The sequence below is a fragment of the Rhodococcus sp. PSBB066 genome, from assembly GCF_017068255.1.
Lineage (GTDB): Bacteria > Actinomycetota > Actinomycetes > Mycobacteriales > Mycobacteriaceae > Rhodococcus > Rhodococcus aetherivorans.
On the sequence record NZ_CP070859.1, the window covers coordinates 1,002,853 to 1,025,292 of the forward strand.

Below are 22,440 nucleotides of genomic sequence, written 5' to 3' on the forward strand. Positions count from 1 at the left end.
CGGCAGGGAAGACTCGCCGTCGGATCCTTGCGAAATCTCTACGCCTCCGGAGCGAGGAGCCGCCGCCCCGTGCCCGTCACGGCGGGCAACAGCACACCGCGTTGTGGCCTGCGCCCCGATTCGCTTCTCCTGCATCGCTCGATCGAACCCGACCGCCGGCACGGGATGCGCTCCGATGCTCGAGTACTCCGATCTGCATGCCGAATGCTCCGAGCCTCCGCCAGTCGCCCCCCGTTCCGAGCGAGGGCGCCACGGGCCCCGCGAAGCTGGGTGATGAGTAAGCACCGCATCAAGCTTTCGGTCCAGAGCATAAGAGCGTGTCTCTTATGGATTAGATCGTGTGTGCGGCATGATGCATGTCGTGGTTGATGCGTTGTCTTCCCGGTTGGTGCCGGATGCGTTGTGGGAGATCGTCGAACCGATGCTGCCTGGGTTTCGGGCGCGGCCTCAGGGCGGTGGGCGTGCGGCGCTGGACGATCGGGCGGTGTTCACCGCGATCGTCTATGTGCTCACCAGTGGCTGCGCGTGGCGGCACCTGCCGCCGTCGTTCGGGGTCAGTGTCCCGACCGCGCACCGCCGCTTCGCGACCTGGGTCAAGGCCGGGGTGTTCGACGAGTTGCACCGCCAGGTTCTCGACCGGCTCGGGGCCGGCGGGGACCTGGACTGGTCCGCCGCGATCCTGGACGCCGCGCACGTCCGGGCCAAAAGGGGGGATCTTTGACCGGTCCCAGTCCGGTCGATCGCGGGAAGAACGGATCGAAAATCCACGTCCTCTCCGATGCCGAGGGCATTCCGCTCGTGACCGCGGTGACCTCGGCGAACACCCACGACAGCGTGATGCTGCAACCGATGGTGACCGCGATCCCGGCGGTGCGGTCGCGCCGTGGTCCGCGGCGCCGGCGACCCGGCCGATTGCGGGCGGACAAGGGCTACGACGCCGCCGTCCACCGTCGGTGGCTGCGTGAGCGGGGCATCGTCCCGCGCATCGCTCGCCGTGGCGTCGACAGCAGCGAGCGTCTCGGCCGGTACCGGTGGAAGATCGAACGCACTCTGGCGTGGCTGACCGGCTACCGCCGGCTGACGATGCGCTACGAATGTCACGGCGAGCACTTCGCTGGCTTTCTCCAACTCGCTGCCGCGCTGACGTGCTGGAAGAAGCTCGCCAAATGAGACATCCTCTAAGGAAAGCGTCAAGACGCATCCGTTTCGATCCTCGGCGGCGGTATGGGTGGAAGGACCCGCAACGGCGCGGGCCACCTGATCAAGGAGAAGGTCCGCAATGCTCGCCCATTGGCACCTGTTCGCCCGATCACGGCCGAAGCAGAACGTCTGGATCGACGTGTCCGAGTGCGCCGCGGACGTCGGCACGATCGATGCCGGCGTCGAGCGGGTGTTGCACCGACAGCACCTGCGCCTGGCGGGGATGTGCTGCGCACTCGAGACTCCCGGGGCCGGGGAACGCTGCCTGGACGCGTGTATCGACCGTGCGGTCGCCGCGATGGAACACATCCGGCGCCGCCACGGGGTGCTACTGAGTCAACTGGCGATCACCATCGCGGACGCGAGCATTCCTGCGGCTGCGGCATTGGAGCAACGCGAGGTGAGTGCCGTGATCGAGGACTGCCTTGGTGCGGCCTGCGCCCGCTACCGTTACCCGCGCCCGACCGTGACCCTGCTGCTCCACACTGTTGCGAGCACTCCGACCGGCCCCTCGCACGCCAGCACACTCGACATGGTCCGCGACGCGACCCTCGAACTCTCATGATCATCGCATCCGTCCGCCCCGGTCCGGTGGGGCCAGCCGATGCCGAGGCTGCGGCCCGCCGTGCCGACCGGGCACAGGCTCAGCTCTTTCTCGGCGTGCTCGAGCGAGAATTCGAGCAGGTCACAGCGCGGATCAACTTTGCTGAGCACTGCGCCGCCGATGAACAACGGCACGGCTTCGCGGTCAGTGCCCAACGATTCGAGGACGAAGCATGCAGACTGTGGGTCACCCTCGGTGAACTCCACCGTATGATCGCCGCCCTGCGTGCCCGGCAGACCCGGCCTTGACGCAGGGACGCCGGTCACGGCATGCGCCGCGGCCGAGCCGAGACGCCCCTGCCCGGCGCACGGGTAGTGCGGCGAGATCCAGCGGTGCGAGGCACCATGGACGGACATGATCGCCTTGTCCTGAATGGGGAGCTGGTATGCCGCCACACCGTTCCACCGAGTCGCCGTTCCGCAACGGTGCGGGTAGCACCGCGCTTGTCGCGGGAATCACCGCCGCGGTGTTCGCCTTCGTTCCCCTCATAGGTGACCTGATCACGATTCCCGCCGGGCTGGCCGCGGTGGTCTGCGGCTGGGTCGGCCTGGACCGGGTCGACAAGGGCCTGGCAACGAACCATCGGGAGGCCCTCACCGGTGCCGTGCTCGGTACCGCGGCACTGTTCGTGGTGTTCGTCGTCTTCGCCGCAACCCACAGCGCCGGCGGATGACCATCGGCCCGCCCCCGGGACCCGGCGACCGTGGTGAGGTCGGTGCACCTGGTGCGCCGGGGTCCGGTGCAGGCGGGGGTGCGGCGCCACTGGTTCGGCGGGTGCGCGGCGATCATCTCGTCGGCCGTGCCCGGCTGTGAGTCCGCACGACGGCACTTCGAAACACCTACGCGTCGATCAGCGCATCCCCAGAAGTCGCCGCACGCCACGAATCCGGCGGTTCGCGCGGATCGTGGTGGCCAGTCCGCGCCGCCGGCCGGTGACGGGATCGACAACCGGCATCCCGCCGAAGCCGCGTTCGGATGCGGTCTCGGGGGCGGCGTCCGAAGTGTCTTTGAGGTACTTGTTCGGCAGCGACAGTTTCGCGATGGTGCGCCACGTCTTGAGGTACTGCACCGCGAGCGGACCGCTGGTGTAGGGCAGGTCGTATTTGCCGCACAATGCGCGCACCCGCACGGCGATCTCGGCATACCGGTTGGACGGCAGGTCCGGGAACAGGTGGTGCTCGATCTGATAGCTGAGGTTGCCCGTCATGAAATCCATCAACGGACCACCGGAGATATTGGCGCTGCCGAGCATCTGTCGCAGATACCAGCGGGCCTGGCTCTCGTTGTCGACGTCCGCCTTGGTGAACTTCTCCGCGCCGTCGGGAAAGTGCCCACAGAAGATCACCGCGTTGGTCCACAGATTACGGATCACGTTGGCAGTGATGTCGGCCGTCAGGGTGGACTTCCACGCCCTCCCGGTGAGGGCCGGGTACAACACGTAGTCCTTGCCGATCTGTCGGCCCACCTTCCGGCCCACCTCACGCAGCTTACGGCTGGTTTCGGCACGATCGTCCCGGCCCCTGGCGACCTTGCCGAGTTCGAGGTGCTGGATGGCGACGCCGTATTGGAACAGCAGCGCTAGCAACGCGTTGTAGACGAGGTTGCCGGCGTTGAACGGCTTCCACCGTTGGTCCCGGGTGACCCGGATCAGGCCGAATCCCACGTCGTCGTCCATGCCCAGGATGTTGGTGTACTTGTGGTGCAGATAGTTGTGGGTCTGCTTCCAGTGCGCTGACGGGTCGGCGTTGTCCCATTCCCAACTCGCGGAGTGGATCTCGGGATCGTTCATCCAGTCCCACTGCCCGTGCATCACGTTGTGCCCGAGTTCCATGTTGTCGATGATCTTCGACACGCCGAGCAGACCCGTGCCGAGCAACCACAGCGGACGGCGCCGGCTGCCGAACAGGGTCACTCGCCCGGCGAGCTCGAGGCTGCGCTGCAACCTGATGGTGTTGCGGATGTATCGGGCGTCGCGTTCGCCGCGGGAGTCCTCGATGTCGCGCCGGAGGGCATCGAGCTCTCGGCCGAGGGCCTCGACATCCGCGTCCGTCAGATGCGCGAATTCCTGAAGATCTGAGATGGCCATGCGACTACCCTAGCGTAAGTTACGACACCGTAAGTTACGGCACCGTAAGGATGTGGTGGCGGCCGGAGCCTCGCGTGCACACGCCGTGGCGCCGTACCCACGCTCCCGCAGGGGCGCGACGACATGCTCCACGGAATCTCCGCCTGGTGCCGGCACTGGTCGAACTGGCGCAGCGCCGGCCGGACCAGTGCCCGCGCGCCACCACACACCCCCACATCAGACACTGTCGATGCAGTACTCAGCCCGGGCGGGACGTCAAGACCACCGGGTCGGCACGATCGTCCTCCGGCTGGTGGCACCGACCGCGACCGTGCCGGCGAGGGCCGCGACGATCAGCAGCACGGCCGGGGCCGGGGCCAGCCACCACGGGGACGCGAGCAGCACCGCGAGCACCAGCATCGCGATCAGCAGGGCCGTCGGGTCGGGGCGGGTGCGGGTCTCGCCGAGTGTCGTGTACCGGCGGAACCGGCGTCCGTCCTCCATGTCAGTGCTTCCCCTCGATCGCGCGAGCGGTCTGGGCGTGCGAACCCCAGCCCACGTGCGCCTCGGACCGCATTTTTTCGCTCATGTGCGGGTAGTGCAGCTCGAACGCCGGGCGCTCGGAGCGGATGCGCGGCAGCTCGGTGAAGTTGTGCCGCGGCGGCGGGCAGCTCGTCGCCCACTCGAGGGAGTTGCCGTAACCCCACGGGTCGTCGACGGTCACGACCTGGCCGTACCGGTAGCTCTTGAACACGTTCCACAGGAACGGCAGGGTCGAGGCGCCGAGCACGAAGGCACCGACGGTCGAGATGATGTTCAGGGTGGTGAACCCGTCCGAGGGCAGGTAGTCGGCGTAGCGGCGCGGCATGCCCTCGTTGCCCAGCCAGTGCTGCACCAGGAACGTGGTGTGGAAGCCGAGGAAGGTCAGCCAGAAGTGCCACTTGGCGAGACGCTCGTCGAGCATGCGCCCGGTCATCTTCGGGAACCAGAAGTAGACGCCGGCGTAGGTAGCGAAGGCGATGGTGCCGAACAGCACGTAGTGGAAGTGCGCCACGACGAAATAGGACTCGTGCAGCTGGAAGTCGAGCGGCGGGCTGGCGAGGATGACGCCGGTCAGGCCGCCGAACAGGAAGGTGATGATGAAGCCCACTGCGAACAGCATCGGGGTCTCGAACGTCACCTGCCCCCGCCACATGGTGCCGATCCAGTTGAAGAATTTCACGCCGGTGGGCACCGCGATCAGGAACGTCATGAAGGAGAAGTACGGCAGCAGCACGGCGCCGGTGGCGTACATGTGGTGCGCCCACACCGCGATCGAGAGCGCCGCGATCGCCAGCGTCGCGTAGACCAGACCCGAGTAGCCGAAGATCGGCTTGCGCGAGAAGACCGGGAAGATCTCCGAGACGATGCCGAAGAACGGCAGCGCCAGCACATACACCTCTGGGTGACCGAAGAACCAGAACAGGTGCTGCCACAACATGACTCCGCCCGTTCCGGGGTCGAAGATGTGAGCGCCGAACTGGCGGTCGACGAACAGGGCGATCAGCGCCGCCGCGAGCAGCGGGAAGATCAGCAGGATCAGCAGCGAGGCGATGAAGGTGTTCCAGGTGAAGATCGGCATCCGGAACATGGTCATGCCGGGGGCGCGCAGGCACACGATGGTGGTGATGAGGTTGACCGCACCGAGGATCGTGCCGAGACCGCCGACGGTGAGTCCGAGGATCCACAGGTCGGCACCGACGCCGGGCGAGTGCAGCGAGTTCGTCAGCGGCACATACGCCGTCCACCCGAAGTCGGCCGCGCCCCCGGGGGTGAGGAAGCCGGTGGCGGCCATGAGCCCGCCGAAGACGTAGAGCCAGAAGCCCACCGCATTGAGTCGGGGAAAGGCCACGTCCGGAGCGCCGATCTGCAGCGGCAGCAGATAGTTGGCGAAGCCGAAGAACACCGGAGTCGCGTACAGCAGCAACATGATCGTGCCGTGCATGGTGAACAGCTGGTTGTACTGCTCGTTGGACAGGAACTGCAGGCCGGGCACGGCGAGCTCACCACGGATGAGCAGCGCCATGAGGCCGCCGATGAGGAACCACGCGAAGGCCGCCACGATGTACATCACGCCGATGACCTTGTGGTCGGTGGAGGTGACGACCGTGAGGATCGTCGAGCCCTTCGGGCGGCGGGTCGGAGGATACGGCCGCTGCGCGTCCGGCCTCCTCAGTATCGGCGCGACATCAACCATGACCACGACTCCTGACTTCGGCCCCACCGTCGTCCGGGTGGGGCATCGACCTCCGACCTGCTGCCGCGAGAGGGTGGATCCGCGTCCTCCCGTTCGGCCGACGAGACGGCGGCGCAGGCGTTCGTCCCGGAACGGAGCGGAGCCGTCGACCGTCGGCGCGCTGACTCTTGCACCGTGGCATCGGCATCGGCAATGAGACGTGGAGCACGTCCGCGGGGCGGCGAAGGCCCGGCGGCGGGTGTCGGCAACGGCCGCTGTGCCCGGACAGACGGGACGGGCGCGGGAGCCGAGGCGGTAGTCGATCGGGTCGAAAGGTACTGATCAACAGGTTGTTCCACAGGTGTGGACATGCTCGCGCGCAGGCGAGCCGGGCGGTGCGGGCACCGACCGCACACCGGCGGGACCGGGAGCGCTCCCTCGACTCTGTCGCCGTCGGCGGGACCGAGGACTCGGAGAAAGGGCCCAAAGTCTCCCGCCGACTGTGCCCATCGGCCGGAGCACTCCGGCGCCCAGCGAGGGACCGAGTGGCCGGGTCGGCCGGGCACCTCGTCCCGTGCCGCTCGACGGGTCGCTCGGCCGTCCGGAAAACCACTTCCCGCAAGATATCCGGTCCGGGACCTTGGTCCCGGACCGACCGGCACTCGGCCTCTTACCGTCAGTCGTCGAACATGATGACCTGACGCACGGCCAGCCCGTCGGCGAGCTGGTCCATGGCCTCGTTGATGCGCGACAGGGGGATCCGTGCGGAGATCAGTTCCTCCACCGGGAGCCGGCCCTCCCGCCACATCCGCGCGTACTGGGGGATGTCGCGGCGCGGCACGGCCGAACCGAGGTAGCTGCCGACGATCGTGCGTGCCTCCGCGGTCACCGTCAACGGGGAGATCGCCGCCGTCGCGGCCGGCGCGGGCAGGCCGACCGTCACGGTCGTGCCGCCGGGCGCCGTGAGACCGAACGCGGTCTCGAACGCCCGTGCACTGCCGGCACACTCGATGACGTACCGGGCCTTGACGCCCCGCTCGACCGCCTCGGCCGGCGTGTAGGTCTCGTGTGCTCCCAGCTCGCGGGCGCGGGTGAGCTTGTCGTCGAGGGTGTCGATCGCGACGATGCGCGAGACACCCTGCGCGACGGCCGTGAGGAGGGCGGCCATGCCGACCCCGCCGAGGCCGACGATCGCGACGCTGTCCTGCGGCCGCGGCCGGGCCGCATTGAGAACGGCGCCCCCGCCGGTGAGCACGGCACAGCCGAGCACCGCGGCGACGTCGGGCGGCACGTCGTCGTCGACCGCGACGGCCGACGCGCGGTCGATCACCGCGTGCGTCGCGAAACCCGAGACCCCGAGGTGGTGGTGCACCGGGTGGCCGTCGCGGTGCAGGCGACGGCCGCCGTGCAGCAGTTCCCCGGCGTTGTTGGTGGCGGACCCGGTCGTGCAGGGCAGCCGGCCGTCCTCCGCGCAGCTGTCGCACGCCTCGCATCTCGGCAGGAACGACATGACCACCCGCTGCCCCACCCGGAAGTCATCGACGGAGGAGCCCACCTCGACGATGCGGCCGGCCGCCTCGTGCCCGAGCAGCATCGGTACGGGGCGGACCCGGTTGCCGTCCACGACGCTCAGATCGGAGTGGCACACCCCGGCCGCCTCGATCTTTACCAGCAGCTCGGTCGGTCCCGGCGCGTCGAGCTCGAGTTCGGACACGTTGATCGGTTTCGACTCGGCGAACGGCCGCGGCCGGCCGATCTCCTCCAGGACTGCGCCGGTGATCCTCATCTGCCGATACTCCTCGGGTCCGCGGGACGGTTTCCGGATCCCACCGTAGGTCTCGTGCGGGAAGGTTGGTGGGCGTCGGCACCGATCGATGCGCCGTTTCGGACAGAAACAACGGTCGGGACGCGTGAAGATGTCCGATTTCCGGCACCCCGCGACGGGCGGTCCACCTGCCCCTCGGCGCGCGCCCACGCCGGGACGGTCGCACAATGATGCGATGCCGGACCGCGGATTCACCCACACCCAGCTCGCCGCGCGGGCTGCCTACCTGCTGCGCGGTAACGACCTCGGCACGATGACCAGTGCCGCCCCGAAGCTGTATCCGCACATGTGGAGCTGGGACGCGGCGTTCGTCGCGGTGGGGCTGGCCCCGTTGAGCGTCGAGCGGGCCGTCGTCGAACTCGACACCCTGCTCTCGGCGCAGTGGCGCAACGGCATGATCCCGCACATCGTGTTCGCGAGCGGGGTGGACGGTTACTTTCCGGGTCCGGCGCGCTGGGCCTGTACCGATCTCGCCGCCGCCGCGCCACTGGGCCCGCAGACGTCGGGCATCACCCAGCCGCCCGTGCACGCCATCGCGGTGCAGCGCATCCTCGACCACAGCCGCCGGCACGGCCGCAGCACCCGCGCCGTCGCCGAGGAGTTCCTCGACCGCCGCTGGCCCGACCTGGTGCGCTGGCACCGGTGGCTGGCCCGCGCCCGGGACCTCGACGGCAACGGCCGCATCGCGCTCTACCACGGTTGGGAATCGGGCATGGACAACTCGCCCCGGTGGGACGCGGCCTACGCGAACGTCGTCGCCGGCGCGGTGCCGACGTTCCGGCGCGAGGACCTCGCCCACGTCGGCGACCCGAGTCAGCGGCCGACGGACGCCGAGTACGCCCGCTACCTGTGGCTGCTCGAGGAGATGAAGGAAGTGCGCTACGACGACGACGCCCTGGCCACGGCCATGAGCTTCGCCGTCGAGGACGTGTTCGTCAGTGCCGTGTTCGCGCTCGCGTGCGACGTGCTCGCCGTCATCGGGGAGGAGCATTCGCGCCCGAACGCCGACGTCCGCGAGCTGCACGAGTACGCCGACCGGTTCCGCCGCGGCGTGCTCGACACCACCGATCCGCGCACCGGCGCCGCCAAGGACTTCGACCTGCGCAGCGGCCGCTGGATGGCCACCGACACGCTCGCGATGTTCGCGCCGTTGTTGTGCGGTGGCCTGCCCCGCGGCACCGAACGGGCCCTGCTGCGCACCTTCGAGGGCCCGAAGTTCTGCGGCCACCCCGACCTGCGCTACGCGGTGCCGCCGTCCACCTCCCCCGTCTCCCGGGATTTCCGTCCGCGCGAGTACTGGCGCGGGCCGGTGTGGCCGGTGATGACGTGGCTGTTCTCGTGGACGTTCGCCCGCCGCGGGTGGGCGGAGCGCGCTCACCTGCTGCGAGCGGAGGGTCTGCGGCAGGCCAGCGACGGCTCGTTCGCCGAGTACTACGAGCCGTTCACCGGCGAGCCGCTCGGCAGCATGCAGCAGTCGTGGACCGCCGCCGCGGTACTGGACTGGCTGGGGTGAGGCGGTGTCCCCCGCACCCGCACGGGGCCGGGGGACACCACGGGACTCACAGCGCGCCGAGTGCCTCGCAGGCCTTGCGAACTCCCTCGCCGTAGGCCGGATCGGCCTGGGTGCAGTTGGCGATGTGCCGCTCGATCGTCGCCGCCGATGCCCCTGTGATGGCACGCGCGGTGTTCTCGAACAGCACGGTCTGCTGCTCGGCGGACATGCCGCGGAACAGGATTCCCGGCTGCTCGAAATAGTTCTCGTCGTCCGCCCGATGGTCGAACCGGTCCGCGACCGCGCCCACCGCGAGCGGCGGTTCGGCGTACTCGGGCTGCTCCCGGAAGCGGCCGTACGAGTTCGGTTCGATGCTCGGGACGCTGCCCTGGTTGCCGTCCACGCGCATCGCGCCGTCGCGGTGGAAGGAGTTCACGTGCGCGGCGGCCCGGGGGCAGTTCACCGGGATCTGGTGGTGGTTCACGCCGAGCCGGTAGCGCGCGGCGTCCCCGTACGAGAACAGCCGGCCCTGGAGCATCCGGTCGGGTGAGAACCCGATGCCGGGAACGATGTTCGCCGGGGAGAAGGCGGCCTGTTCGACGTCGGCGTGGTAGTTGTCCGGATTGCGGTTCAGTTCCAGCTCGCCGACCTCGATGAGCGGGTAGTCCTTCTTGGACCACACCTTGGTCAGGTCGAAGGGGTGGTACCGGTACGTCGCCGCGTCGGCCTCGGGCATGATCTGCACGTACAGCGTCCACTTCGGGTGGTTGCCGGATTCGATCGCCTCGTACAGGTCCCGCTGGGCGGATTCGCGGTCGCCGGCGATCACGGCCGCGGCCTCCTCGTCGGTGAGGTTCCTGATGCCCTGCTGGGTGCGGAAGTGGAACTTCACCCACGAACGGGTGCCCTCGGCATCGACGAACGAGAAGGTGTGCGAGCCGAATCCGTGCATGTGCCGGTACCCGTCGGGGATGCCGCGGTCGGACATGACGATCGTGACCTGGTGCAGTGCCTCCGGCAGGTTGGTCCAGAAGTCCCAGTTGTTCTCGGGATCGCGCAGATTGGTCCGGGGGTCCCGCTTCACGGCGTGATTGAGGTCGGGGAACTTGAGCGGATCGCGGAAGAAGAACACCGGCGTGTTGTTGCCGACGACGTCCCAGTTGCCCTCCTCGGTGTAGAAGCGGACGGCGAAGCCGCGGATATCGCGTTCGGCGTCGGCGGCACCGCGCTCCCCCGCGACCGTGGAGAACCGGACGAACACCTCGGTCTGCTTGCCCACGGCGGAGAACACCGCGGCCCTGGTGTGCCGGGTGATGTCGTGCGTGACGCGGAAGGTGCCGAATGCTCCGGAACCCTTTGCATGCATCCGTCGTTCGGGGATGACCTCGCGGTCGAAGTGCGCGAGCTTCTCGAGGAACCACACGTCCTGGAGCAGCATGGGTCCGCGCGCCCCGGCCGTGAGACTGTTCTGGTTGTCCGGCACCGGCGCGCCGGCGGCGGTGGTGAGTCCGTTGTGGTCGGTCATCGATCACTCCTGTCTGGTCACCCCGGGCTGGTGGGGCGAACGTCTCTGCGCTCAGCAGTGTTTCCTGAGGAGCGGTGTCCCGATGTCTCAATTTGACACGGGCACTTGATATTCGGAATCAGAGGGTGATGCCGAACTCGCGGATCTTGCGGTAGATCGTCGCCCGCGACATGCCGAGCGCCTTCGCGGCCGCCGCCTTGTCGCCTCCGTGCAGGGCCAGTGCGTCCACGATCGCATCCCGCTCGAGGGACTCGAGCCGGGTCAGGTTCCGGCGGGTCGTCGCCCGGCACTCGGCGGGCAGGTCGCCGATCTCGACGGTCCCCGAGCGCCGGCGCCGGCAGGTCTCCTCGAGGACGCTGCGCAGGTGGGTCACGTTCCCCTGCCACGACAGTCGCATGAGCTGGTTCGCCGCGGCCGGCGAGAGCGTGAGGTCGGTGGCGCCGGCGGCGTCGAGGAGGAAGCGCACCAGCTCGGGGACGTCCTCGAGATGATGGCGCAGCGGGGGAACGGAGAGCGTCTTCGGAAAGAGCCGGAGCAGGGAGTGGGTGTCGCTCTCCTCCTGCGGGGGTTGCATGGTCAGCGCCACCCACGGGTCGTCCGGAAGGGTGTCCGGCGTGACGGTCTGCAGGAGCTGGCCGAGACCGGCGAGATCGTCGTCGCCGAGCGCATGGGCGTGCAGCACCGCCAGGTCCGAGCCGCCCTCGAGCGTGGCCGACGCCTGCTCCAGCAGCTCCCCGCCGTCGACCGCGGCCGCGTCGAGCACCGCGAGGCCGCGGTCGCTCCGGACGTGCTCGTGCGCGGCCCGGATCAGCGCGGTCTTGCCGACCCCGGGCTCGCCGTCGAGCACGAGCCATTCCCGTCGCCGGCAGGCCTCGACGACGCCGTGGACGGTGTGCTGCCACTGCGCGCTGCGACCCGCCAGCGCGCGCAACGCCGGCTGCTTCGCGGCGCGCGGGCTCCGGGTCCGGGCGAGTTGCTCCTTGATCCGCACGACCCCGCCCGCGAGCCTGTCCTCGACGAAGGTCGGCTGGTAGGACAGCCGCGCCGTGATCCCGCTCGGCAGGTCGGCGAGCATCGTGAACGGTTCGGCCCGCCCGCGGGCGTCGCGGGTCCGGTCGATGATCGCGGCCTGGTCGCGTGAGTCGAACTGCTGCTGGGTCTGGGCGTTCATCATCAGGACCTCGTCGCCGACGGCGATGACCGGGCGACCCGAATGCTGGCAGGCCGCGTGGTAGTCGTGCAGGAGGGCCCGGTCCAGTTCGTTGGCCTCCTCGAGGATCCGTTCCCTGATGCGGGTGGCGGCCAGCTTGGCGAAGGACAACAGCAGCGAGTTCGTGTTCTCGGTCTTGGTGGTCAGGTCCACGACGCCGAGGAGCGTCCCGGTGATCGGGTGCGTCACCAGGGCCCCGGCGCAGGAGAACAACCGCAGGTGCCCGCTGTAGTGCTCGTCCCCCCGGATCAGCAGGGGTGCACCGACCTCGAGCGCGGTCCCGATGCCGTTGGTCCCCACCTGGGACTCGGCGTAGCGGAAGCCGGGAGCGAGGTCGACCCGGTCCAGGGCGGTCAGCAGGCCGCGGTCGCCGCCGTAGCGGCTGAGCACGGTGCCCTTGGCGTCGGTGAGGATCAGGGACACCGGCTCGTTCTCGATCTCCGCCGACAGCGCGGACAGCACCGGGCGGGCCGCGCGGGTGAGGACGGTGTCGACGGGGAGCGGTTCGACGTAGCCGGCGCTCGGGCGGTCCACGTCGACCTTCGCCGCCCGAGACCGCAGCCACGAGACCCGCAGCCAGTTCCGGACCCGGCGGTCGCCGGGATCGTCCGCGGCCTGATCGGCCGAGTGGAACGCCTCGCGTGCCTCCCGGAGTGACGTGTGGTCCTGGGAACTGCTTCGGCTGAATTCACCCACCTCGGTCTCCCGGTCGTCTGGAGTTGTCACGGGGACATTCTCATCGGGCCCTGCGTCCACAAGGGTAATTGTGCCGAATGTGACCTGCGTCTCACATTGAGACAGATCGGGGTGGCGCCCGCGGGTTGTATCTGCATCCACACCCCACCGTCCACGGCTGGCACCGAGCCGGCTCCCGATCCAGGAGGCGCACATTGAGTAGGCAGAGCCTGACCAAGGCCCATGCGAAGATCACCGAGCTGTCGTGGGAACCGACGTTCGCGACGCCGGCCACCCGCTTCGGCACCGACTACACGTTCGAGAAGGCCCCCAAGAAGGACCCTCTCAAGCAGATCATGCGGTCCTACTTCCCCATGGAGGAGGAGAAGGACAACCGGGTCTACGGCGCGATGGACGGCGCCATCCGCGGGAACATGTTCCGGCAGGTCCAGCAGCGCTGGCTGGAGTGGCAGAAGCTGTTCCTCTCGATCATCCCGTTCCCGGAGATCTCGGCGGCCCGCGCGATGCCGATGGCCATCGACGCGGTGCCCAACCCCGAGATCCACAACGGGCTCGCCGTGCAGATGATCGACGAGGTTCGTCACTCGACGATCCAGATGAACCTCAAGAAGCTCTACATGAACAACTACATCGACCCCGCCGGGTTCGACATGACCGAGAAGGCGTTCGCGAACAACTACGCGGGCACCATCGGCCGGCAGTTCGGGGAGGGCTTCATCACCGGTGACGCGATCACCGCGGCCAACATCTACCTGACCGTGGTCGCGGAGACGGCCTTCACGAACACCCTGTTCGTGGCGATGCCCGACGAGGCGGCCGCCAACGGCGACTACCTGCTGCCCACCGTGTTCCATTCGGTGCAGTCCGACGAGTCGCGGCACATCTCCAACGGCTACTCGATCCTGCTCATGGCGCTGGCCGACGAGCGGAACCGGCCGCTGCTCGAGCGGGACCTGCGCTACGCGTGGTGGAACAACCACTGCGTGGTCGACGCCGCGATCGGCACCTTCATCGAGTACGGCACCAAGGACCGCCGCAAGGATCGCGAGAGCTACGCCGAGATGTGGCGGCGGTGGATCTACGACGACTACTACCGCAGCTACCTCATCCCGCTCGAGAAGTACGGGCTGACCATTCCGCACGACCTCGTCGAGGAGGCGTGGAAGCGCATCACCGAGAAGGGCTACGTCCACGAGGTGGCCCGGTTCTTCGCGACGGGCTGGCCGGTGAACTACTGGCGGATCGACGCCATGACCGACGCGGACTTCGAGTGGTTCGAGCACAAGTACCCGGGCTGGTATTCCAAGTACGGCAAGTGGTGGGAGAACTACAACCGCCTCGCCTACCCCGGCCGCAACAAGCCGATAGCGTTCGAGGAGGTGGGATACCAGTACCCGCACCGCTGCTGGACGTGCATGGTGCCCGCCCTCATCCGCGAGGACATGGTCGTGGAGAAGGTGGACGACCAGTGGCGGACCTACTGCTCGGAGACCTGCTACTGGACCGACGCCGTCGCGTTCCGCAGCGAGTACGAGGGACGTCCCACCCCGAACATGGGCCGCCTCACCGGTTTCCGTGAATGGGAGACCCTGCACCACGACAAGGATCTCGCCGACATCGTGCAGGACCTCGGGTACGTGCGCGACGACGGCAAGACCCTCGTCGGTCAGCCGCATCTCGACCTCGACCCGAAGAAGATGTGGACCCTCGACGACGTGCGGGGCAACACCTTCCAGAGCCCGAACGTGTTGCTGAACCAGATGTCCGACGCAGAACGCGACGCCCACATCGCCGCGTACCGCGCCGGCGGCGCAGTTCCTGCCTGATTCAGGCTCGGTGGGTGGCGCCGCGGCCACTCCGGCGCCACCCACCGCCTCACCATTCATTCCACGAGCCCAGGAGACACCCCCGTGGCCGACAAGCACCGCATCAATTTCGAGCCCGTCGACATCGAGATGGAAGTCGGCGAGGACGAGTACATCCTCGACGCCGCCTTCCGGCAGGGCATCCATCTGATGCACGGCTGCCGCGAGGGGCGTTGCTCGGCCTGCAAATCCTTTGTCCTCGACGGCGACATCCAGATGGAGGACTATTCGACGTTCGCCTGCAACGACGCCGAGACCGACGAGGGGCACGTACTGCTCTGCCGCTCGACTGCATACAGCGACTGCACCATCGAACTGCTCAATTTCGACGAGGACGAACTCCTGGGTGGTATCCCCATTCAAGAAGTGCGCACCCGGATCACCGCGATCGAGCCGATGACCAAGGACATTGTGTCGCTGCAACTGCAGCCCGTCGAACCCACGGAGTACGAGTTCAAACCCGGTCAGTACTCCGACCTGCAGATACCGGGAACCGAGGAACATCGGTCCTTCTCCATGGCGACGACCCGATCGACGCCGGGACATGTCGAGTTCCTCATCAAGAAGTACCCCGGTGGCAAGTTCGCCGGCTTGCTCGAGGACGGCATCTCGGTGGGCGACGAGATCACCCTGACCGGACCGTACGGATCCTTCACCCTCAAGGACGGTCACGTCCTGCCGGTGGTCTTCATCGGCGGCGGCGCCGGCATGGCCCCGATCCTCTCGCTCCTGCGGCACATGAGCGAGACCGGCAGCACCCGGCCCGTCCGGTTCTACTACGGTGCCCGCACGCCGGCGGATCTGTTCTACCTCGAAGAGATCCTCGAACTGGGAAAGACTCTGACGGACTTCGTGTTCGTGCCCTGCCTCTCGGAGTCGGCGGAGCCGGTGCCGTCCGGACTCCCGGAGGTCGAGGAAGGCAACGTCACCGACATCGTGGACCGCCGCGAGCCGGACATCCACCGGAGCGAGGTCTACCTGTGCGGGCCACCCCCCATGGTCGATGCAGCCCTGGAATTGCTCGAGGTGCACAACACCCCGAAAGACCAGATCTTCTACGACAAGTTCACCAGCCCCGCCTTCGAGTAGGCGCCGTAGGAAACCACCCTGCTCCTTCACCGACAGAAGTGAGAAACGAGATGACCGCATCTACCGACTCCAAGCACCGTAGCTTCCCGAAGATCGAGTTCACCGACTCCGAAGCCGGCGCGCTGGACTTTCCCAGCTCCCGCAGCCGCACCTTCACCTACTACACGCCGGCCAAGAAGCGGTCGACGATGTACGAGGACGTCACCGTCGACGTGCAGCCCGATCCCGAGCGGCACCTGTCGCAGGGCTGGATCTACGGCTTCGGCGACGGACCGGGCGGATACCCGAAGGAATGGACGGCTGCGAAGTCGTCGAACTGGCACGCCTTCCTCGACCCGAACGAGGAGTGGGACCAGACGATCTACCGCAACAACGCGGCGGTCGTGCGCCAGGTCGATCTGTGCCTGCAGAACGCCAAGCGCGCCCGTGCCTACGACGGCTGGAACACGCCGTGGCTGAAGTTCATCGAACGCAACCTCGGCGCCTGGATGCACGCCGAGAACGGCCTGGCGCTGCACGTGTTCACCTCCATCCAGCGGTCCGGGCCCACGAACATGATCAACACCGCGGTGGCGGTCAACGCGGCACACAAGATGCGGTTCGCACAGGACCTCGCGCTGTTCAACCTCGACCTGTCCGAGGCCGGGATACCGTTCGACGGGGCCGCCCACAAGGAGGTCTGGCAGTCGGCGCCCGAATGGCAGCCCACCCGCGAGGTCGTCGAACGGCTCACCGCTGTGCCGGACTGGTGCGAGCTGCTCTTCGCCACCAACATCGTCTTCGAGCAGCTCGTCGGCTCGCTGTTCCGCAGCGAACTGGTCATGCAGATCGCCGCCCGCAACGGCGACTACATCACGCCGACGATCGTCGGCACCGGTGAGCACGACTACGACCGGGATCTCGCGTACACGCGCAACCTCTTCCGGCTGCTCACCCGCGACGAGCAGTTCGGCGAATCGAACAGGGAGCTGTTCGGGACCTGGCTGGCGACCTGGGTGCCGCGCTGCCTCGACGCCGCGCGCGCCCTGCAGCCGATCTGGTCGCAGCCGGCCGACAAGGCGGTCACCTTCGCCTCCAGCCTCGAGGCGGCCGAGGCGAAGTTCCGTTCCCTGCTCGAGGACATCGGGCTCGACATCGCGAAGGAGCTGGACAAGTGAGCATGCAATTCGGATCGTCCACCGAGTTCTCCAACATGTGTGGCGTCACCCTGATGAACACCCCGATCGGCCGCGTGGTCGCCGAGGTCATGGGCGCCAAGGACGGCGTGCAGCTGACGGAGTACCCGTCGATGATCCGCGTCGACGGCGTCAACCGCCTCGAGTTCGACTACGAGGAACTCACCGACGCTCTCGGCTCCGACTTCGACGGCTCCGTCTTCGAGGAGATCAGCTCCACCCACTACGGGCGCATGGTGCACCTCGATGACAAGACCATGCTCTTCGCCAGTCCCGAGGACGCCGCCGAGTACATCGGATTCGATCTCACGGCGCACTGACCGCGGCCGTCCGGGCCCGCAGACCGGGTCCGGACGGCTCCCGATCCACCACCGGCACACGACAGAACGAGGGAAGCGATGTACGAGAAGGACGGGCAGCAGTACTTCATCGTGGACGGGCACGTGCACATCTGGGACGGCCGCGAGTCGAACCAGAAGAACGTGCACGGGCGGCAGTTCATCGACTGCTTCTACGACTACCACAAGAACCTCAGCCCCGAGGAGGAGGTGTGGGACTACGACACCTACACCTACTACGGCGGCGAACGCCTCATGAAGGACCTGTTCGTGGACGGTCACGTGGACCACGCGATCTTCCAGGCCACCCTGTTGAGCGACTTCTACCGCAACGGGTTCGGGCAGACCGAGGAGGCGTTCGGGCTCACCCGCAAGCACCCCGACAAGCTCACGTACAACCATGCCTACGATCCCCGCTACGGGGAGGCCGGCCTCGAACAGTTGCGCCGGGACGCCGAACGGATGAACCTCCAGGGCGTCAAGCTCTACACCGCCGAATGGCACGGCGACTCCCGCGGATACAAGCTCGACGACCCGTGGTCGAGGCGCTACCTCGAGGAGTGCATCGAGCTGGGGATCAAGAACATCCACGTGCACAAGGGCCCCACCATCCGGCCGCTGGACCGTGACGCCTTCGACGTCGCCGACGTGGACAAGGTCGCCACCGACTACCTCGATCTGCGCTTCGTCGTCGAACACGTGGGCCTGCCCCGGCTCGAGGACTTCTGCTGGATCGCCACCCAGGAGTCCAACGTGTACGGCGGTCTGGCCGTGGCGATGCCGTTCATCCACACCCGTCCCCGGTACTTCGCCCAGATCATCGGCGAATTGCTCTACTGGATCGGCGAGGACAAGATCCTGTTCGCCAGCGACTACGCGCTGTGGACCCCGAAGTGGCTGATCGAGAAGTTCGTGGACTTCCAGATCCCGCAGGACATGACCGAATACGCGCCGATCACCGTCGAACAGAAGAAGAAGATCCTCGGCCTCAACGCCGCGGCGCTCTACGACATCGACGTCCCGGAACACCTGCGGCTGCCCGAGCCGGCCGGACAGGAGGGGGTCGAGGTCGCCGCGGGAGCCCAGCAGGCGGTGTCGTCGTGACCGCGGCTCCGGTGTCGGGCAGCGACGTGCTCGCCGCGCTCGGCACCGTGGTCGATCCCGAACTGGACGAACCGATCACCGATCTCGGCTTCGTGCGGTCGGTGGTCCTCGACGACGACGGGGTGACCGTGCACCTGCGGCTGCCCACCGCGTTCTGTTCGCCGAACTTCGCCTACCTCATGGCATCCGACGCGCAGGACGCCCTGCGGGCGATCGAGGACATCGGGCACGTGCGGATCCTCCTCGACGACCACCACGACAGCGGCAAGATCAACCGCGGGCTCGCCGCCGACGCCGGCTACCGGGGCACCTTCGGCTCCGAGGCGGAGGAGAACCTCGACGAGTTGCGCCGCACGTTCCGGCGCAAGGCGCACCTCGCCGCCCTGGAACGCTGCCTCGAGAACCTGCTGAAGCACTCGGAGCTCACCGTCGACGACATCCCGTCGCTGACGCTGAGCGACATCCCGCCCGGCCGGCAGAAGGCGGCCCTGATACGCCGGCGGCTCGACATCGGCCTGAGCCTGTGCCCGGCCAGCCGGGTGTTCGTCGACGACGACGGGCGGCCGATCCCCCGTGAGGCGGTACCGATGCGGCTGCGGTTCGCCAAGTCCGTGCGGATCTCCATGGAGGGGAACGCACACTTCTGCCGCGGGCTGCTCGCGACCCGGTACGCCGACAGCGACGGCGGATCGGCAACACCCCGGGTCGCCGACGTCCGAACCAGTTGTTCCGCAATCGTCAGGAGAGTGTCATGAAGGCCGTGCAGGTGGTGGGGTACCACACCAAGCTCCAGCTCGAGGAGATCCCCGAGCCGAAGATCGAGGGCCCGCTCGACGTCGTCGTCCGCATCGGCGGAGCGGGCGTGTGCCGCACCGACATCCACATCCTCGAGGGGCAGTGGGCCGAGAAGAGCGGCGTCGTCCTGCCGTACACGATCGGCCACGAGAACGCCGGCTGGGTCCACGCCGTCGGCGACGCCGTCACCAACGTCGCCGTCGGCGACAAGGTCATCCTCCACCCCCTCATCACGTGCGGACTCTGCCGCGCGTGCCGGTTCGGCGACGACGTGCACTGCGAGAACAGCCGGTTCCCCGGCATCGACACCAACGGTGGCTACGCCGAGTACCTGCGCACCACCGCACGCAGCGTGGTCCGGATCGACGACTCGCTCGAGCCGTCCGACGTCGCAGCCCTCGCCGACGCCGGGCTCACGGCCTACCACGCGGTCGCCAAGGCCGCGCGGGCGACGCGACCGGGCGACGTGTGCGTCATGATCGGCGCGGGCGGCCTCGGCCACATCGGCATCCAGGTCCTGAAGGCGGTCTCCGCGGCGACCCTGATCGTGGTGGACCGCAACCCGGCCGCCGTCGCGCTGGCCGTCGGGATCGGTGCCGACCACGGCATCGTCGCCGACGGCACCCACGTGCAGCAGGTCCTCGAGCTGACCGGCGGCCGCGGCGCCGAGGCCGTCGTGGACTTCGTCGGCGAGGGCGGCGCCACGAAGGACGGCGTCGCGATGCTGCGCCGCGCCGGCAACTACTACGTGGTCGGATACGGCGAGAACATCGACGTCCCCACGATCGACGTGATCTCCACCGAGATCAACTTCATCGGCAATCTCGTCGGCTCCTACAACGACCTGCAGGAGCTCATGGCCCTCGCCGCCCAGGGAAAAGTCACGCTGCACACCACGAAATATCCGCTCGAGCAGTTCCAGCAGGCGATCGACGACCTCGACGCGGGACGGGTCCGCGGCCGCGCGATCCTCGTCCCCTGAACCGCACCCCGCACAGTCAGCACGAAAGGAAACCCAGCCATGGCCAAGGATCTGCGGTTCAACCAGGAGGCACGCCTCCTTCTCGAGTACGGGGTCAACGCGCTCGCCGACGCGGTCAAGGTGACCCTCGGCCCCAAGGGCCGCAACGCGGTGCTCGAAAAGCTGACCGGCCCACCCACCATCACCAACGACGGTGTCACGATCGCCCGCGAGATCCAGCTGCGGGACCCGTTCGCCAACATGGGCGCGCAGCTGGTCAAGGAAGTGGCAATGAAGACCAACGGCGTCGTCGGTGACGGCACCACGACCGCGACCGTGCTGGCGCAGGCCATGGTCCGCGAGGGGATGCGGGCCGTCGACGCCGGTGCCAATCCCATGCGGGTGCGGCGCGGCATCGAACGCACCGTTCCCGTCGTCGTCGAGGCACTGCGGGACCGGTCGGTGCAGGTCGACGGACGCAAGGATCTCGAGCGTATCGCGACCCTCGCCGCGAGCGACGACGAGGCCATCGGCGAGGCCATCGCCGAGGCGGTCTCCCACGTGGGCAGGTCCGGCATCGTCACCACCGAGGAGAGCGAGACCCTCGGGATGTCGGTGAGCGTCGTCGACGGCATCGAATTCGACCACGGCTACATCTCCGGCTACATGGTGACCAACCCCGAACGCATGGAAGCGGTCCACGAGAATCCGCTGATCCTGTTGACCAACAAGAAGATCACCCAGGTGCAGGAGATCATGCCGAGCATCGAGGCGGCCAAGCGCGCCGATCGGCCCCTCGTCGTGCTGGCCGAGGACGTCGACGGCCCCGCCCTGCAGCTCCTCGTCGGCGGCAACATGCACAACACCATGCAGTCCGTCGTCGTGCGGGCGCCCGGCTTCGGGCACCGGCGCGTCGCCGAGCTGCAGGACCTCGCGGTCGCGCTGGGCGGGCACGTCGTCGCCAAGGACACCGGCGTCGAACTGTCCGAGGTGACGGCCGAGCACCTCGGTTCCTGCGACCGCATCACCGTCACCGAGAACGAGACGACGATCGTCGGCGGCCACGGCGATCAGAGTCTCCTCGATGCGCGGATCGCGCAGCTCGAGGCGCAGCTCGGACGGGCCCGGATCGACGCCGACCAGGACAGCCTCCAGCTGCGCATCGCCCGGCTCACCGGGCGGGTCGCCGTCATCCGCGTCGGCGGCGCCACCAGCGTCGAACTCAAGGAACGCATGCTGCGCGTCGAGGACGCCCTGGCCGCCACCCGGGCCGCCCTCGAGGACGGCATCGTCGCCGGGGGCGGCACCGCCCTGGGGCAGGCGCACCGGGCGCTGGCCGAGCTCGACCTGCCCGGCGACGAAGGCATCGGCCGCGACGTGGTGCGGCGTGCCCTGCCCGAGCCGCTCCGGTGGATCGCGGTCAACGCCGGCTTCGACGGCGACGAGGTCGTGGAGGTCGTCGCGGGGCTGCCGTCGGGACACGGGTTCAACGCGCTCTCCGGCAAGTACGGCGACATGTTCGACGAGGGCGTCGTCGATCCGTTCAAGGTCACCCGCGCCGCGCTCGAGAGCGCCGCGTCCATCGCGGCGCTGCTCATCACCACCGAGACCGCGATCGTGGAGGAGGTCTTCGGCAACCCCGGGGCGATCCACGCGCCCGGCTTCGGGGACCTGGCCGAGGGCATGGTCCGCCCGTCCAACATCTACTGATCGCCGGGGGATCGTCTCGGCGGCGGCCGGGCCTCGTCGGTCGCTTCCCTCCGAGGCAACCGGCCGCCGCCGTGCCCACCACGGCTCGACAGGAAGGGAGTGCGCAATGATCTTCATCGTGGTCAGGTTCCGGGTCCGTCGCGAATACCGGGACGACTGGGTCGCCCTCACAAAGGAATTCACCGAGTCGACGCGGGCCGAACCGGGCAATCTGTGGTTCGAGTGGTCGCGCAGCGTGGACGACCCGTCCGAGTACGTGCTCGTCGAGGCGTTCCGCGACGGTGAGGCCGGTGCCGCCCACGTCGGTGCCGACCACTTCCGCAAGGGGCTCGACGCCATGCGCCCGGCGCTGAGCGAGACCCCGCGGATCCTCCACACCGAGATCCCCGGCGTCGAGTGGTCCCGCATGGGCGAACTCGAAATATAGGCGGCTCGCCGCCGTGACACTGTGGCGGCTCGCCGTGACACTGTGGCGGCTCGCCGTGACACTGTGGCGGCTCGCCGCCGTGACACTCTGGTGGCTCGCCGCCGTGGCGCCCTTTCGGATCTCCCCCGATCCGAAAGGGCACCA

General features: G+C 68.1%; 20 protein-coding genes. 14 read left to right on the plus strand and 6 right to left on the minus strand.

Annotated elements, in window-relative coordinates:
• Nucleotides 1-352: 352 nt before the first annotated feature.
• From JYA75_RS04650 to JYA75_RS04665, 4 genes are all read left to right on the plus strand, one after another.
• Nucleotides 353-1,170 (plus strand): IS5 family transposase gene (locus JYA75_RS04650; RefSeq protein ID WP_239010595.1). Its coding sequence is split into 2 segments (ribosomal slippage): nucleotides 353-709 and nucleotides 712-1,170, totalling 816 coding nucleotides; the frame shifts between segments, so codons are not numbered across the junction.
• 109 nt (nucleotides 1,171-1,279) lie between these two features.
• The gene (locus JYA75_RS04655; protein WP_185713340.1) at nucleotides 1,280-1,765 is read left to right on the plus strand and encodes a hypothetical protein; all 486 of its coding nucleotides are present in this window, start codon (nucleotides 1,280-1,282) and stop codon (nucleotides 1,763-1,765) included.
• Nucleotides 1,762-2,052: a hypothetical protein gene (locus JYA75_RS04660; RefSeq protein ID WP_051446122.1), complete on the plus strand. Its 291-nt coding sequence runs from the start codon at nucleotides 1,762-1,764 to the stop codon at nucleotides 2,050-2,052. The genes JYA75_RS04655 and JYA75_RS04660 overlap by 4 nt, the downstream gene beginning before the upstream one ends.
• Nucleotides 2,053-2,189: 137 nt before the next feature.
• On the plus strand, nucleotides 2,190-2,477 hold the full coding sequence (locus JYA75_RS04665; protein WP_006947522.1) for a hypothetical protein: 288 nt from the start codon (nucleotides 2,190-2,192) through the stop codon (nucleotides 2,475-2,477).
• A 177-nt stretch (nucleotides 2,478-2,654) separates the two neighbouring features.
• Here JYA75_RS04665 and JYA75_RS04670 read toward each other — a convergent pair whose 3' ends face one another.
• From JYA75_RS04670 to JYA75_RS04685, 4 genes are all read right to left on the minus strand, one after another.
• A complete protein-coding gene (locus JYA75_RS04670) occupies nucleotides 2,655-3,890 on the minus strand; it encodes a fatty acid desaturase (protein WP_006947521.1) in 1,236 nt (411 codons plus the stop codon).
• Nucleotides 3,891-4,145: 255 nt separating this feature from the next.
• Nucleotides 4,146-4,373 carry a hypothetical protein gene (locus JYA75_RS04675; RefSeq protein ID WP_006947519.1) on the minus strand — a complete coding sequence of 76 codons (228 nt, stop codon included), beginning with the start codon at nucleotides 4,371-4,373 and terminating at the stop codon, nucleotides 4,146-4,148.
• 1 nt (nucleotide 4,374) lies between these two features.
• On the minus strand, nucleotides 4,375-6,105 hold the full coding sequence (gene ctaD, locus JYA75_RS04680; RefSeq protein ID WP_203329745.1) for a cytochrome c oxidase subunit I: 1,731 nt from the start codon (nucleotides 6,103-6,105) through the stop codon (nucleotides 4,375-4,377).
• Nucleotides 6,106-6,760: 655 nt separating this feature from the next.
• On the minus strand, nucleotides 6,761-7,870 hold the full coding sequence (locus tag JYA75_RS04685; protein WP_029546751.1) for an alcohol dehydrogenase catalytic domain-containing protein: 1,110 nt from the start codon (nucleotides 7,868-7,870) through the stop codon (nucleotides 6,761-6,763).
• A 214-nt stretch (nucleotides 7,871-8,084) separates the two neighbouring features.
• Between JYA75_RS04685 and JYA75_RS04690 the strand changes: the two genes are divergently transcribed.
• The gene (locus tag JYA75_RS04690) at nucleotides 8,085-9,422 is read left to right on the plus strand and encodes a hypothetical protein (RefSeq protein ID WP_006932115.1); all 1,338 of its coding nucleotides are present in this window, start codon (nucleotides 8,085-8,087) and stop codon (nucleotides 9,420-9,422) included.
• A gap of 46 nt (nucleotides 9,423-9,468) precedes the next feature.
• On the opposite strand, the gene JYA75_RS04695 is transcribed toward JYA75_RS04690, so the two are convergent.
• Both JYA75_RS04695 and JYA75_RS04700 read right to left on the minus strand, forming a co-directional pair.
• The gene (locus JYA75_RS04695; RefSeq protein ID WP_006932116.1) at nucleotides 9,469-10,926 is read right to left on the minus strand and encodes a catalase; all 1,458 of its coding nucleotides are present in this window, start codon (nucleotides 10,924-10,926) and stop codon (nucleotides 9,469-9,471) included.
• 118 nt (nucleotides 10,927-11,044) lie between these two features.
• Nucleotides 11,045-12,862: a helix-turn-helix domain-containing protein gene (locus tag JYA75_RS04700; RefSeq protein WP_029546749.1), complete on the minus strand. Its 1,818-nt coding sequence runs from the start codon at nucleotides 12,860-12,862 to the stop codon at nucleotides 11,045-11,047.
• A 164-nt stretch (nucleotides 12,863-13,026) separates the two neighbouring features.
• On the opposite strand from JYA75_RS04700, the gene JYA75_RS04705 reads away from it, so the two are divergent.
• The 9 genes from JYA75_RS04705 to JYA75_RS04745 all read left to right on the plus strand — a co-directional run bounded on the left by JYA75_RS04705 (nucleotide 13,027) and on the right by JYA75_RS04745 (nucleotide 22,296).
• The gene (locus tag JYA75_RS04705) at nucleotides 13,027-14,658 is read left to right on the plus strand and encodes a methane monooxygenase (protein ID WP_029546748.1); all 1,632 of its coding nucleotides are present in this window, start codon (nucleotides 13,027-13,029) and stop codon (nucleotides 14,656-14,658) included.
• 84 nt (nucleotides 14,659-14,742) lie between these two features.
• Nucleotides 14,743-15,786 (plus strand): FAD-binding oxidoreductase, encoded by a 1,044-nt coding sequence (locus tag JYA75_RS04710; RefSeq protein WP_043801009.1) that lies wholly within the window; start codon nucleotides 14,743-14,745, stop codon nucleotides 15,784-15,786.
• Nucleotides 15,787-15,836: 50 nt separating this feature from the next.
• Nucleotides 15,837-16,943, plus strand: a complete 1,107-nt coding sequence (locus tag JYA75_RS04715) for an aromatic/alkene monooxygenase hydroxylase subunit beta (protein ID WP_029546746.1) — start codon at nucleotides 15,837-15,839, stop codon at nucleotides 16,941-16,943.
• Nucleotides 16,940-17,281, plus strand: a complete 342-nt coding sequence (mimD, locus tag JYA75_RS04720; protein ID WP_006932127.1) for a propane 2-monooxygenase effector subunit MimD — start codon at nucleotides 16,940-16,942, stop codon at nucleotides 17,279-17,281. The genes JYA75_RS04715 and mimD overlap by 4 nt, the downstream gene beginning before the upstream one ends.
• Before the next feature lie 78 nt (nucleotides 17,282-17,359).
• Nucleotides 17,360-18,403, plus strand: coding sequence for an amidohydrolase family protein (locus JYA75_RS04725; protein WP_185713333.1), 1,044 nt, complete (start codon nucleotides 17,360-17,362; stop codon nucleotides 18,401-18,403).
• Nucleotides 18,400-19,158 carry an iron-sulfur cluster assembly protein gene (locus JYA75_RS04730; protein ID WP_006932129.1) on the plus strand — a complete coding sequence of 253 codons (759 nt, stop codon included), beginning with the start codon at nucleotides 18,400-18,402 and terminating at the stop codon, nucleotides 19,156-19,158. Before JYA75_RS04725 ends, JYA75_RS04730 begins: the two co-directional genes overlap by 4 nt.
• Complete coding sequence (locus JYA75_RS04735; protein ID WP_203329746.1) at nucleotides 19,155-20,180, plus strand: NAD(P)-dependent alcohol dehydrogenase; 1,026 nt, start codon at nucleotides 19,155-19,157, stop codon at nucleotides 20,178-20,180. Before JYA75_RS04730 ends, JYA75_RS04735 begins: the two co-directional genes overlap by 4 nt.
• A 39-nt stretch (nucleotides 20,181-20,219) precedes the next feature.
• A complete protein-coding gene (gene groL, locus JYA75_RS04740) occupies nucleotides 20,220-21,869 on the plus strand; it encodes a chaperonin GroEL (protein ID WP_006932131.1) in 1,650 nt (549 codons plus the stop codon).
• A 106-nt stretch (nucleotides 21,870-21,975) separates the two neighbouring features.
• Nucleotides 21,976-22,296: a putative quinol monooxygenase gene (locus tag JYA75_RS04745; protein ID WP_029546742.1), complete on the plus strand. Its 321-nt coding sequence runs from the start codon at nucleotides 21,976-21,978 to the stop codon at nucleotides 22,294-22,296.
• Nucleotides 22,297-22,440 lie beyond the last annotated feature (144 nt).

What these genes read in the sequence shown, in the direction of transcription:
- ctaD (WP_203329745.1), bottom strand. Translation starts at nt 6,105, where the DNA reads ATGGTTGATGTCGCGCCGATACTGAGGAGGCCGGACGCGCAGCGGCCG.
- JYA75_RS04655 (WP_185713340.1), top strand. Translation starts at nt 1,280, where the DNA reads ATGCTCGCCCATTGGCACCTGTTCGCCCGATCACGGCCGAAGCAGAAC.
- JYA75_RS04715 (WP_029546746.1), top strand. Translation starts at nt 15,837, where the DNA reads ATGACCGCATCTACCGACTCCAAGCACCGTAGCTTCCCGAAGATCGAG.
- JYA75_RS04665 (WP_006947522.1), top strand. Translation starts at nt 2,190, where the DNA reads ATGCCGCCACACCGTTCCACCGAGTCGCCGTTCCGCAACGGTGCGGGT.
- JYA75_RS04670 (WP_006947521.1), bottom strand. Translation starts at nt 3,890, where the DNA reads ATGGCCATCTCAGATCTTCAGGAATTCGCGCATCTGACGGACGCGGAT.
- JYA75_RS04675 (WP_006947519.1), bottom strand. Translation starts at nt 4,373, where the DNA reads ATGGAGGACGGACGCCGGTTCCGCCGGTACACGACACTCGGCGAGACC.
- JYA75_RS04695 (WP_006932116.1), bottom strand. Translation starts at nt 10,926, where the DNA reads ATGACCGACCACAACGGACTCACCACCGCCGCCGGCGCGCCGGTGCCG.
- JYA75_RS04725 (WP_185713333.1), top strand. Translation starts at nt 17,360, where the DNA reads ATGTACGAGAAGGACGGGCAGCAGTACTTCATCGTGGACGGGCACGTG.
- groL (WP_006932131.1), top strand. Translation starts at nt 20,220, where the DNA reads ATGGCCAAGGATCTGCGGTTCAACCAGGAGGCACGCCTCCTTCTCGAG.
- JYA75_RS04745 (WP_029546742.1), top strand. Translation starts at nt 21,976, where the DNA reads ATGATCTTCATCGTGGTCAGGTTCCGGGTCCGTCGCGAATACCGGGAC.
- JYA75_RS04690 (WP_006932115.1), top strand. Translation starts at nt 8,085, where the DNA reads ATGCCGGACCGCGGATTCACCCACACCCAGCTCGCCGCGCGGGCTGCC.
- JYA75_RS04735 (WP_203329746.1), top strand. Translation starts at nt 19,155, where the DNA reads ATGAAGGCCGTGCAGGTGGTGGGGTACCACACCAAGCTCCAGCTCGAG.
- JYA75_RS04660 (WP_051446122.1), top strand. Translation starts at nt 1,762, where the DNA reads ATGATCATCGCATCCGTCCGCCCCGGTCCGGTGGGGCCAGCCGATGCC.
- JYA75_RS04685 (WP_029546751.1), bottom strand. Translation starts at nt 7,870, where the DNA reads ATGAGGATCACCGGCGCAGTCCTGGAGGAGATCGGCCGGCCGCGGCCG.